Here is a 12,025-nt window from a genome sequence, read left to right on the forward strand (position 1 = left end):
CGCTCTCCTACGGCTTTTCATGGAGGAGGTTCTCTCGGAAGTGCGAACGCTCGACATCCACCGAGAGGACTCCTTCCGTAGATTGGTCCCGCTACTCCCATCGGGTCCGTAAAGGGATCGCCGATGACGATCGTTGGTTTAGGTACAGGGCATGGCGACTGACTTCTCCCTCCCCACGAAAGAAGAGTTCTGCTCTCGAGTCGAGCGAGGGCTTGCTAATTATCCTGCATTGGCCGCTTGCGTACCGCGGGGGTATGTCGAACTACTCTCCGCTCAGAGGAACATTGATTTCGAGGCCGTGCGTACGAGCCGGTATCTCCATAATACCACGTTGCCTCTGTCGCTGTATTTGATTGGAGCGGCTGAGGAGGTCTTTCTGAGCCTCCCTCGCAGGGTGGGGTGTTATCGTGAAATCTTCATCAGGCAGTTGATGGGAGCGCAGGAACTCGCGCGACAGTTGCTCGGGTTTGTTGAGCGGTTCTTGGTGACATTCGAATCAACGCCTGGGCGGAGGAATGTCGTCTCTCCACTATGGAATGCAGGCCTGGATCGCAACGATCCGATTTTCTGGTCTGTAGTTGCCCACTCGGTTCGAGCCTGGGACCTCCACTTGGCGGGGGCCCGCATTCTCGGGTTCGAAGTGCGCACTGGCACTAGAGACCGAACGGCTGACATTCACTACATGCTCAGTGGTCAAGAGGTCTTCCTGGATATCGAAATGTGGCACGGCGCCGAACCTCGACGGACGTCACAGTTTCGAGAGGAAGTTTCAAATCGAATCAGAAGGAAAGTTGAGTACAAGTTCGCATCGCTGGTGCCCCATGCAGTGGGGGTCATCGAGGAGTGCTGCTTCCCGACGCTGGGCTCGTTCGCTGAACTCAATGACGACCGCTCGCTTCTTGAACCTGTGTTCTTCGACGACATGCCGCGATGTGGTGGCGGGCTGTCGCTTATCGTGGGTATTGCTGACCCCAGTGGACAGCTTCAAGGTGTTCAATTCGTGACCAGGAAGTCGCCGTTGATCCCAAGACTCGTAACGAGCTTGACTACCGCTGCTCGGCTCTGAGCCTGCCTGAATTCGTTAGAGAACCGTGAGCGGTCTGCATAGGGTGCGGCCCCGAGTTTCCCTCGTCGGAGCTCTCGCGCCATGACCCTCTTCACCCGACGTACCGTCCTCCAGGGGCTCGCCATCACCGCCGCGGGCTGTGCCTCGAAGCGCCCCCGCCTCGCGCCTCGCTTCGGGCCGTCACTGCCCCTGGGCGCCCAACTGGGCGATGTGCGCTCCGGGGCCGTCAGCGTCTGGGGCAAGGCGGAGCGGGCCTCCCGGCTCATGGTGGAGTGGAGCGAGGACCCACGCTTCACCCGGGCCGTCCACCGGGTCGAGGGCGGACGGCTCACGGCCCAGACGGACTTCACCGGCGTGGTGGACCTCACGGGGCTGCCCCCGGGACGCGAGATCTTCGTGCGGGTGTTCGCGGAGGACGGCGGCGCCACGGGGGAGCCGTGGACGGGGCGCTTCCTGTCGGCCTCGGACACCGCTCGGGACCTCTCGTTTGCATGGAGCGCGGATGTCTGCGGGCAGGGGTGGGGCATCAACCCGGAGTGGGGCGGGTATCGCGGCTTCGCGGCCCTGCGCGCGCTGAAGCCGGACTTCTTCCTGCACGTCGGCGACGTCATCTACGCGGACAACCCGCTGCTGCCCGAGGTGACGCTCCCGGATGGGCGCGTGTGGCGCAACGTCGTCACGCCCGCGAAGTCCAAGGTCGCCGAGACGCTCGAGGAGCTGCGCGGGAACTTCGCCTACAACTTCCTCGACGAGTCCCTGCGGGCCTTCGCTCGCGAGGTGCCCATCGCGTACCAGTGGGACGACCACGAGGTGCGCAACAACTGGTACCCGGGTCGCTCCATGGCGGACGACCCGCGCTACACGCAGGTCGCCGATGACGGCGTGCTCGGCGCACGGGCGCGTCAGGCGTTCTTCGAATACTCACCGGTAGGAGGCGCCGCGCGCGCCGAGGGGCGCATCCACCGTCAGCTCTCGCAGGGCCCGCTGCTGGATGTCTTCATCCCCGACGTGCGTGCCTTCCGCGGGCCGAACACGCTCAACCGCCAGACGCAGCCAGGCCCGGAGACGTCCTTCCTGGGGCGCGCGCAGCTCGACGGGCTCAAGCAGGCGCTGGCGTCATCGCGTGCGACGTGGAAGGTGATTGCGACCAGCATGCCGCTGGGGCTCGTCGTGCCCGCGGAGAAGACGCCGGACGGCCCGCTGATGGAGGCCTGGGCGAACGGTCCGGGCGAGCCGATGGGCCGTGAGCTGGAGCTGGCGGAGCTGCTCTCGTTCCTGAAGGAGCGGCAGGTGCGCAACGTGGTGTTCCTCACCGCGGACGTGCACTACCCGGCGATGCACCACTTCCACCCGGACCGGGCGCGCTTCCGGGACTTCGACCCGTTCTGGGAGTTCGTCGCCGGGCCGCTCAACGCGGGGACGTTCGGCCCGAGCCCGCTCGACGAGACCTTCGGCCCCGAGGTGAAGTGGCAGAAGCCGGCCACGGTGATGAACGCGGCGCCGTGGGAGGGACAGCAGTACTTCGGCAGCGTCCGCATCCAGGGCTCGTCCGGAGTGATGACCGTGGCCATCCACGACCTCACGGGCAAGGCCCTGCATCAGGTGGAGCTGGAGCCGCGTCGATGACGTTGCTGGTCATCGTGTTCTCGCTCGGGGCGGCGGCGTTGAGCTGGCACCTGCTGACGACTCGGCGCTCCCTGCCGGTCCCGTCCCTCGGGACGTGTGCTCGCTGTGGGAAGGCGCGCGAGCTGCTCGACGAGGAGCTGGATGACCTTCACCTCGACGCGGAGCAGCGGCGCCACGAGCAGAGCGGGGCGGTGGACTATCACGTCTGGTGGTGCGGCGCGTGCGAGGAGGGCGTGGTGGTGCGCAACACCGCCTTCCAGCAGACCTGGAGCCCCTGCACCGCCTGTGGCGCTCGCGCGAGCTACGGCGTGCACACCGTCGTCCACGCCACCGAGCGCAAGGGTGGAGAGCTCCGGGTCGAGGTGACGTGTCCGGGCTGTGGCCATGTCGAGCGCCACCGCCGCTACACGCCGCGCGTGCCTCCACCGGGGTGACTCACGTCGTGAGCACGAGCTTCACGAGCTCGGGAGGACTGCCCACGCGCATGGGCGGACCCCAGAAGCCGCAGCCCCGGCTCACGTAGATGTGCGAGTCCTGGTGGCGGTACAGGCCGGCCACGTGCTCCCAGGCGAAGTTGATGAGCAGCGTCATGGGCACGAGCTGCCCGCCGTGCGTGTGGCCCGAAATCTGGAGGTCCATCCCTCGCTCCGCGGCCACCTTGAAGTTCGCGGGCTGGTGCGCGAGCAACACCGCCGCCCGCTCCGGGTCTCGCCCCTGGAGCGCGAGGTCCAGGTCGTAGCCCTTCTGGTTGCGCCGCTTCCAGCCGCTCCAGTCATCCACGCCGACCAGGTCGAGCGATGCGCCCGCGTCACCGATGCGCACGTGGCGGTTGCGCAGCGACTGGATGTCGAGCGACTGGAGGAAGGTGGTCCACTCCACGTCCCCCGAGTAGTAGTCGTGATTGCCGGTGACGAAGTAGCTGCCGTAGCGCGAGCGCAGGTCCCGCAGCGCCGCGACGGAGGGGCCCAGCGTGGGGACGTCTCCGTCCACCAGGTCGCCGGTGATGGCGAAGAGGTCTGGCTTCAGCGCGTTGGCCTGGCGCACCAGCTCGTCCATGAAGCGGCGCTGGATGAACGGGCCCACGTGGATGTCCGTGAGCTGCACGATGCTGAGCCCGTCGAGCGCGCGAGGCAGCTTGGGAATCCGGATGGCGATCTCGGTGACCATCGGTGGCGCGAAGGCTCGCCAGTGGCCGTAGGACGCGAGGCCTCCGCCCGCGAGCGCCGCGCCTCCCGCCAGCGCGCGCCCGAGGAACTTCCGACGCTCCGGGTCGATGACCTCTTCCAAAGGGACCGCGAGGGGCGTGGCCCGGCGCTGCCGGAGGCGGCGACCCAACGCGATGAACGCGCGGGTGAGGTCCATGGCACCCAGGGCCAGCACGAGGCAGAGCGCCACGCCCATCCACGAGTACGTGGCCACCGTGACGGCGCGCTCGAGCTGCTCGGGGATGGCGTCCAGGAGCGTGCGTCGCAGGCCCAGCAGCAGCGTGAGCAGGCCCAGGACGAGCATGGCCACGAGGCGGCCGACGCGGCCCTGCACCAGCTCACGCACCAGTCGCCGGTAGAGATACAGGTGGCCCAGCACCGCGCCGAGGCCGATGAGCATCGAGAAGGAGGAGAACCGGAACGGCATGGGGATGAGCCCGGGCTGAGAGCGGACGGGAAGGGTAACACGCGGCGTCGGGCCCGGCCGTGTCCCGGAGATTGAACACTGCGAGTGACACGCGGCGGCCGAGAACCGGCCAGGCGCGCTCCAGGCGGGTAGATTCCCTGGCCGTGACAGCAGGCGAGCTTCGGGAGGGGACACACATGGACAAGGTCATCGTCATCACGGGGGCGAGTGGAGGAATCGGCGCGGAGCTGGCGCGGGTGGCGGGCGCGCGTGGGGCGAAGCTGGTGCTGGCGGCCCGTCGCAAGGACGCGTTGGAGACGGTGGCGACCCGCTCCGGCCGCGACTCGCTGGCGGTCGTCACCGACGTCACGTCCCGCGCGCAGGTGGAGAAGCTGCGCGACGCGGCGCTCGAGCGCTTCGGTCATATCGACGTCTGGGTGAACAACGCGGGGCGCGGCATCACCCGCTCCGTGGCGGAGCTCACCGACGAGGACCTGGACGAGATGTGGCGCGCCAACGTCAACAGCGCGCTCTACGGGATGCAGGCCGTCCTGCCGCACTTCCAGGCGCGCAACGCCGGGCAGATCCTCAACGTCTCCAGCACGCTGGGGCGACTGCCCGTCGTGCCCCATCGCTCCGCGTACAGCGCCGCCAAGCACGCGCTGAACGCGCTGAGCGCCTGTCTGCGTCAGGACCTGCACAAGTCTCATCCCGGCATCCACGTCACGGTGGTGATGCCGGGCGTGGTGGCCACGGAGTTCGGGACGAACGCGCTGGGAGGTGGACCGGACTCGCGCATGCTGCCCGGCGCGCAGCGTGTGGAGGAGGCCGTGGAGGTCATCCTCGACGCCATCGCGCATCCCCGTCCGGAGGTCTTCACGCGGCCCGCGGCGCAGCAGGAGGTGGAGCGCTACTACCGCGACGTCGCCGCCTACGAGTTGGATTCGGGCGCTCGCCCCGGACGTTGAGCGCGCGCGGCCCGGGAGCACACCTCCCGGGCCGGACGCGGCGTCACTCGTAGCGCAGCGACTCGATGGGCGCGAGGCTCGCGGCGCGGCGCGCGGGCCAGATGCCGAAGAACACGCCGACGGTGGCCGAGAAGGCGATGGCCAGGACGATGGCCTCGGGCGCCACCACCATCGTCCATCCCATGAGCTTCTGCAGCAGCGCGGCGCCGCCCACGCCCAGCGCCAGGCCCAGCGTTCCACCCGCGAGGCAGAGCACCAGCGACTCGACCAGGAACTGCAGCAGGATGTCCGTCCCGGTGGCGCCCAGCGCCTTGCGCAGGCCGATCTCTCGCGTCCGCTCCGTCACCGAGACGAGCATGATGTTCATGATGCCGATGCCGCCCACCAGCAGGGAGATGGCGGCGATGCCCGCCAGCAGCAGCGAGAAGGTCTGCGTCGTCTCCTGCACCGTCGCCAGCAGCGACGCCTGGTCGCGGATGTTGAAGTCCGCCTGCTCCTCGGGGCGCAGCCGGTGCTCGCGGCGCAGCTTGAGGTCGATCTCCGCCATCGCGTCCTCCATGGCGCCTTCGCCCGCGGCCTGCACGGCGATGGAGCGGATGCGGTTGCTGCCCATCACCCGGAACTGCGCGGTGGCCAGCGGGATGTAGAGGCTCTCATCCGGGTTGGAGAAGCCCTGCGAGCCCTTCTCGGCCAGCACGCCGATGACCTCGAAGGGGATGCCGCGGATGCGAATCGTCTCGCCCACCAGCGCGGAGGAGTCCCGCAGCCCCAGCTGTCCGGCCGCCAGCGCGCCGAGCACCACCACGCGGCGCCGGCCCTTGTCCTCCGCGTCGGTGAAGAGCCGCCCCGAGACGATGTTCGACTCGTTGATGTTGAAGTACGCCGGCCACGTGCCGACCACGGACAGGTTCGCGTTGCCCGCGCCGTACTCCACCTGGAAGCGCGACTCGATCTCCGGCGCCACGTTCTGGAGGTGCTTGGGGTTGGCGCGCAGCGCCTCCGCGTCGTCGATGGTCATGGTGGCCTGACCTCGGCCGAGACCGCCGGAGAAGGACTGTCCGGGGCGCACCGTGAGGACGTTCGTCCCCAGCGTCTTGAGCCGCTGCTCCACCGAGCGCTGGGCTCCCTCGCCCAGCGCCACCATGGTGATGACCGCCGCGATGCCGATGACGATGCCCAACATCGTCAGCAGGGAGCGCAGCTTGTTGGCGAGGACCGCGTCGAACGCGACCCGGATGATTTCTCCCATGACCTGTCCTCCTCCTCCTGCCGCCGACTACCGTCCGCCGCGCATTCCGCCGCCGCCCGCGCCCGGAATCATCCCGGCCGACTGACGCATGCGCTCCGAGCGCTGCTGCTGTTGCTGCTGGAGCTGCGCCACCGACACGAGCATCACCTGGTCACCCTCCGTCAGGCCGCTCAGCACCTCGGAGCTCTCCCAGTCGCTCAGCCCCAGCGTGACCCGGCGCGGCTCCGGTCCGTTCGGCCCCTTCACGAAGACGATTCCCGGCCGCGTGTCGCCCGTGCCCTGACGGCCCTCGCGTCCACCGCCCCGGTTGCGACGGCCTCCGCCCTCCGCGCCCGGCTCCGCGGCCTGCGCGCGCACGTTCACCGGCGTCGCTCCAGCCGGGGCCACCGCGCCCTTGTCCGCCGCGCCCTCGGGACGCGGGGCCGCGTCACCGCCCGGCGCCCCCGCGTTGCCGCTGCCGCCCGTCGGCCGCATCAGCGATCGCACGGACTCCTCGGTCAGCCCCACCGCGAGCGCCGCGGCGCGGGCGTCCCGCAGGCCCACGACGGCGGAGTTGGGGACGGTGATGGCGTCCCGCCGGCGCGAGATCTCAATCGCCACCTCCGCGTTCATGCCCGGCCGCAGCAGGCCCTCGGGGTTGTCCAGGCGCACCAGCACCGGGAAGAGGGTGACGTTCTGCTCCACCAGCGCCTGCGGTTCGATCTTCACGACCTCGCCGATGAACGTCCGGCCCGGGTAGGCCTCCATCGTCACGCGCGCCTTGAGGCCCGCCTTGAGCTGGCCCACGTCCGTCTCGTCCACCTTGGCGCGCACCTGCATCACCGACAGGTCCGCCATCTTGAACAGCGTGTTGCCGCCGGACACGTTGGAGATGGCCGAGGCGATGATCTGCCCGGGTTGAATCTGCCGCTCCAGCAGCGTGCCGGAGCTGGGCGCGCGGATGGTGACGTCCCGGCTGCGCTCCTTGGCGAGCTGGAGGTTCGTCTCCGCGCGCACCTTGGCCGCCCGCGCCGTGGCGAACGCGTCGATGGCGGACTCGTACTCCTGCTGGGTGACGTAGCCGGACTGCCGCAGCGACTCCATGCGCTGACGCTGGGCGTCCGTCGTGTTCAGCCGCACCCGCGCGGACTCCAGGTCCGCCTGGGCCTGCTCGAGCGCGTTCTGCACGTCGCGCGGGTCGATCTCCGCCAAGAGCGCGTCCTTCTCCACCTTGTCGCCGGTGTCGAAGAGCACGCGGAGCACCTCGCCGGAGGCCCTGGACTTCACCTCCACCACGCGCAGGGGCTCCACCAGGCCCGCGGACTCCGCGACGACCTCCATGTCCCGGCGCTCCACGACGGCCACCGCCGCCGAGCGCTCGGGCGCCTTCGGCTGGGTTCCCTGCTGGGTGGCGTACACGCCCGCGCCAATCAGCACCGCCGCGACACCCGTGATGACCACCTTCTTCACCTTGCTCACGACGACCTCCAAATCTTCGTGGCCTTCTCCATCTAGGAGACGGACCTGCTCAGTTCTTCTTCAGCTCGTCCCGCTCGATGACGCCGTCCTTCAGGAACAGCACCCGCTGCGCGTGCGCCGCGATGTCCGACTCGTGCGTGACGAGCATCAGCGTCTGTCCCTGCGAGTGCAGCTCCCCGAAGAGGGCCATGATCTCCTCGCCCGTGCGGCTGTCGAGCGCGCCCGTGGGCTCGTCCGCGAGCAGCAGCGCGGGCTGCGTCACCAATGCACGTGCAATCGCCACGCGCTGGCGCTGACCGCCGGACAGCTCGTTGGGGCGGTGGTCCTTGCGGCTGCCCAGGCCCACCTTGTCCAGCATGGCCGCGGCGCGCTCCAGGCGGAGCTTCTTGGGCACGCGCGCGTACACCAGAGGCAGCGCCACGTTGTCGAGCGCGGACGCGCGGGGCAGCAGGTTGAAGCTCTGGAACACGAAGCCCAGCTCGCGGTTGCGGATGCGCGCCAGCGCGTTCTCCGTCATGCCCGCCACCGGCTGGCCGTTGAGCCAGTACTGGCCGTCGCTCGGCACGTCCAGGCAGCCGATGAGGTTCATGAAGGTGGACTTGCCCGAGCCGGACGGGCCCATGACGGCCACGTACTCGTTGCGGCGGATGATGACGTCCACGCCGCGCAGCGCGCGCACCACCTCCGAGCCCATGGTGTAGTCCTTGCGCAGGCCCTCCGCTCGGATGACCACGTCCGCGATGTCGCGCGCCTTGTCGGCCGGTGCTCCTGTCGTGTCGTTCATGGGTGTCGTCACAGCTGCCTCCCGGCGAGCGCCTCCAGCTCCGCGTGCGCGATGCGATAGTCGAAGCGCGAGGACACGAGGTTGATCTCCGCCTGGACCAGGTTCTCCTGGGACGTCAGCAGCTCCAGGATGGTGGTGGCCCCCAGACGGTAGCGCTCTTCCTGCACCTTGAGGTCCTCGCGCGCCACCTCCACCGACTGCTCGGAGAGGCCGATGCGGTCGGCGGACAGGCGCAGCTGGTTGAGCGCCTGGTGGGCACCGGTGCGCACCGCGCGCCGCGTGTCCGCGAGCTGCACCTGCGACACCACCTCCGCCGTCTTCGCCCGCTGCACGCGCTCCTCGCGCAGGAAGCCGTCGAAGATGGGGTAGGAGAGGCCCAGACGGACGTTCCAGCTCGTCCTGCCGCCATTGAAGCTCGGGTCCTGGTTGAACCAGTCGTAGCCGGCCGACAGGCGCACCGTCGGCAGGTAGGTGGCCTTGGCCACGTCCACGCCCGCCGCGGTGGCGCTCAGCGTGGAGGCCGCCGCGAGCACCGCGGGCGCCTGCGCCTCCAGCTCCGACACCAGCGACTGGTCGGAGATGGCGAGCGGCTTCGGGTCCAGGTTCTCCGTGCCCTTGGCCTCCACCGCGCCCTCCGCGCCGATGAGCCGCCCGAGCGACAAGGACGCCGAGGCGCGCTGGGTCTCCGCCGTGCGCAGGGCATCGCGGGCCGTGGTGTGGTCCAGCTGCGCGCGCAGCAGGTCCGAGCGCGTCGCCGAGCCCACCGCCAACCGACGCTGCGCGGCCTCCTCGTTCTGTCGGGCCCGCTCGATTCGCGAGCGCGCCACGTTCTCCAGGCCCGTGCCGCGGAGGACCTCGTAGTACGCACGCTGCACGTCGAGCACCGCGCTGGCGCGCTGAGCCCTCAGCTGCGCGGAGGCCGCGCCCGACTGGGCCTTGGTCTGCTCGCGCGTGGCGCTGCGCTGGCCGCCGGTGAAGACGTTCCACCCGGTGCTCAGGCCCGCGCTGTAGTTGTCGGCCGAGCCGTTGATGACGGCGCCCGTCACCGGCTCGACGCGCTGGGTGCTGGAGAGCGAGCCGCTCGCGCTCGCTGACAGCGTGGGGATGTACGCACCCACGGCGCTGCGCTCGGCGGCGGCCGCGTTGGTGACGTTGCCCTCGGACTGCGCCACCGACGGGTTCGTCTTCAGCGCTCGCGCGATGGCCTCCTCGAGCGAGACGCTCGGCACCTCCGCCTGGGCCTGCTTCGTGATGCCCAGGTCCGTGGGCACCGCCTCGCTCGGAGCGCTCGACTCCGTGGGAGGTGTCGCGGCCTCCGCCGGAGTGGGCACCGCGCTCGCCTGGGCGAGGCCCAGGAGGGCGACCTTCGTGGGCGCATCCACGGGCATCAGCGTGGCGCCCTTCGTCGCGCCCGCCAGGCCCGTACCGGGCACCACCACCACGCCGAGCATCCCCAGGGTCAGCGCCGTCAGCCGCTGGGGCCGCCTCTTCAACCACGCTTTCCGGAGCATCGTCATCGCCGCCATGTCCCGTTGTAGGCCGGTGCGCTCCTGGCGCTCCGGCGTTCCTGGGCAAGGGCGATTGCATGCAGCTTGCCACATTTCAACCCACTGAAATCACATGGAAAAGGTCTCCAGGGGCTGCGGGAGTCGCCGAAGGGATGCGGATTCCGCATGCGCGCGACGCGGCTCGTCATCGAGGGCGTGGGGCATGGGCCTCGCGCTTGCACAACGAGGCCGCGACGTGTGGCGGTGACCCGGTTCGCGCGCTGTCGGAAGCGTGCTCCAGCGGCCCGGGCGCCGCCCTCCACCCTCGGGGAGAGACAGATGGGCTCGGCAGCGTTCAAGCAAGGAGGAGCCCACGTGGCGCCACGGCGTGACGGAAGGGAGTGCGGATTCCGCATCCTGGATGCAGAGTTCGCAGCGAGTGGAGGAGCCGCATGGAGTGGGAGACACCCCGAGCGAGGGCCGCGTCGATGAGCGGGCCGGCCCGTTGGAGACCGCGTGGTCCATGGATGCCCTGGGTGGCGGCGGGGCTGATGTGCGCGGTGCTGCTGTCCGCCGTCGTGTTCATCCGCCGCTCGGCGCTCGAGTCGTCGTCGTTGGTGGTGCGCGGCATGGCGAACGTGCTGATGCTCGCTGGATTGGAGGCCTTCCGGGAGGGCACTGGCGTGCCGAGCCAGCAGGCGCTCGAGTCCTTCCTGAACACCCACCAGGACGGCGGCCTTCGCTACGTGGCCATCGTCGAGGACGGGCAGGTGCTCGCGTCGGCGGGCGTCGGCTCGTTGGGGAAGATTGAGGACGGGACGCAGCTGCGGTTCGAGGAGGGCCGGGGGCGCTTCATCCACCGGCTGCGCAAGCCGCCGAGGCCGCCAGAGGGCCCGCCCACCGCGAGCGGGACACCTCCGATGGTGGAGCCCCCTGTCTCGCAGGAGGCTCGGCGCAACCTGCGCATCGGCTATGACTTCGAGCCTGTCACCGCGCTGGAGTTGAAGGAGCGCTCACAGCGACTGCTGTTCGTGGCCGCGGTGTCGTGCATGGGCATCCTGGGGCTGGCGTTCGCGTTCTCGCGCTCGTTGGCGCAGCGGGAGGCGCTGGCGGCGGAGCTGGAGCGCGGGCGTCGGCTGGCGGCGCTGGGCACCATGTCCGCGGTGTTGGCGCACGAGCTGCGAAACCCGCTCGCGTCGCTCAAGGGCCATGCGCAGCTGTTGGCTGAGCGCGTGGAGCGCGACGAGGTGCTGCGTCCCAAGGCGGACCGCATCGTCGGCGAGGCGGTGCGGCTGGAGCAGTTGATGAATGACCTGTTGGGCTTCGTGCGCAGCGGCGAGTTGCGCCGCGCGGGAACGGACCCCAACGAGGTGCTGCGCGCGGCGGTGGAGGCCACGGGCGAGTCGAGCGTGGATGCGCGTTACCTGCCGGGCCACGAGAAGGTGGAGCTGGACGCGGGCCGCTTCCAGCAGGCGCTGGAGAACGTGCTGCGCAACGCGGTGCAGGTGAGCCCGGCGGGGCAGCGCGTGGAGGTGGGCGTGGCGCAGGAGGGGCCGGCGCTCGTGTTCACGGTGAGGGACCACGGTCCGGGCATCCCCAAGGGCGACGAGGAGCGCATCTTCGAGCCGTTCGTCACCGGGCGTCTGCGGGGCGTGGGGCTGGGGCTCGCGATTACACGACGCATCGTCGAGCTGCATGGGGGCTCGGTGAGCGCGAGGACGCACGCGGAAGGGGGCGCGGAGTTCCGCCTCACCGTGCCGGCGAGGGGGACCTGAG

Annotated in this window: 10 protein-coding genes; 5 read left to right on the forward strand and 5 right to left on the reverse strand. The window is 69.7% G+C overall.

The genetic code is table 11. The features are described from left to right. Positions 1 to 151 precede the first annotated feature (151 nt). The 3 genes from LXT21_RS36410 to LXT21_RS36420 all read left to right on the forward strand — a co-directional run bounded on the left by LXT21_RS36410 (position 152) and on the right by LXT21_RS36420 (position 3,126). The gene (locus LXT21_RS36410; protein ID WP_254042841.1) at positions 152 to 1,066 is read left to right on the forward strand and encodes a hypothetical protein; all 915 of its coding nucleotides are present in this window, start codon (positions 152 to 154) and stop codon (positions 1,064 to 1,066) included. Positions 1,067 to 1,147: 81 nt separating this feature from the next. After that, positions 1,148 to 2,692, forward strand: a complete 1,545-nt coding sequence (locus LXT21_RS36415) for an alkaline phosphatase D family protein (RefSeq protein WP_254042842.1) — start codon at positions 1,148 to 1,150, stop codon at positions 2,690 to 2,692. Further along, positions 2,689 to 3,126, forward strand: a complete 438-nt coding sequence (locus LXT21_RS36420; RefSeq protein WP_254042843.1) for a hypothetical protein — start codon at positions 2,689 to 2,691, stop codon at positions 3,124 to 3,126. Before LXT21_RS36415 ends, LXT21_RS36420 begins: the two co-directional genes overlap by 4 nt. A 1-nt stretch (position 3,127) precedes the next feature. Here LXT21_RS36420 and LXT21_RS36425 read toward each other — a convergent pair whose 3' ends face one another. Continuing rightward, positions 3,128 to 4,324, reverse strand: coding sequence for a metallophosphoesterase (locus tag LXT21_RS36425; RefSeq protein ID WP_254042844.1), 1,197 nt, complete (start codon positions 4,322 to 4,324; stop codon positions 3,128 to 3,130). Between the two features lie 176 nt (positions 4,325 to 4,500). On the opposite strand from LXT21_RS36425, the gene LXT21_RS36430 reads away from it, so the two are divergent. After that, positions 4,501 to 5,271: an SDR family oxidoreductase gene (locus tag LXT21_RS36430; RefSeq protein WP_254042845.1), complete on the forward strand. Its 771-nt coding sequence runs from the start codon at positions 4,501 to 4,503 to the stop codon at positions 5,269 to 5,271. 43 nt (positions 5,272 to 5,314) lie between these two features. Here LXT21_RS36430 and LXT21_RS36435 read toward each other — a convergent pair whose 3' ends face one another. The 4 genes from LXT21_RS36435 to LXT21_RS36450 are packed head-to-tail and all read right to left on the reverse strand — an operon-like array spanning position 5,315 to position 10,255. After that, entirely contained in the window at positions 5,315 to 6,520 is a 1,206-nt protein-coding gene (locus tag LXT21_RS36435) for an ABC transporter permease (protein WP_254042846.1), read from the reverse strand. A gap of 27 nt (positions 6,521 to 6,547) precedes the next feature. Beyond that, positions 6,548 to 7,978, reverse strand: a complete 1,431-nt coding sequence (locus LXT21_RS36440; protein WP_254042847.1) for an efflux RND transporter periplasmic adaptor subunit — start codon at positions 7,976 to 7,978, stop codon at positions 6,548 to 6,550. Positions 7,979 to 8,027: 49 nt separating this feature from the next. Continuing rightward, complete coding sequence (locus LXT21_RS36445; RefSeq protein ID WP_254042997.1) at positions 8,028 to 8,762, reverse strand: ABC transporter ATP-binding protein; 735 nt, start codon at positions 8,760 to 8,762, stop codon at positions 8,028 to 8,030. Between the two features lie 8 nt (positions 8,763 to 8,770). Beyond that, a complete protein-coding gene (locus LXT21_RS36450) occupies positions 8,771 to 10,255 on the reverse strand; it encodes a TolC family protein (protein ID WP_254042848.1) in 1,485 nt (494 codons plus the stop codon). A gap of 521 nt (positions 10,256 to 10,776) precedes the next feature. Between LXT21_RS36450 and LXT21_RS36455 the strand changes: the two genes are divergently transcribed. Then, positions 10,777 to 12,024, forward strand: coding sequence for a sensor histidine kinase (locus tag LXT21_RS36455; protein WP_254042849.1), 1,248 nt, complete (start codon positions 10,777 to 10,779; stop codon positions 12,022 to 12,024). Position 12,025 lies beyond the last annotated feature (1 nt).

It is taken from the genome of Myxococcus guangdongensis (assembly GCF_024198255.1).
In the GTDB taxonomy this organism is placed as follows: domain Bacteria; phylum Myxococcota; class Myxococcia; order Myxococcales; family Myxococcaceae; genus Myxococcus; species Myxococcus guangdongensis.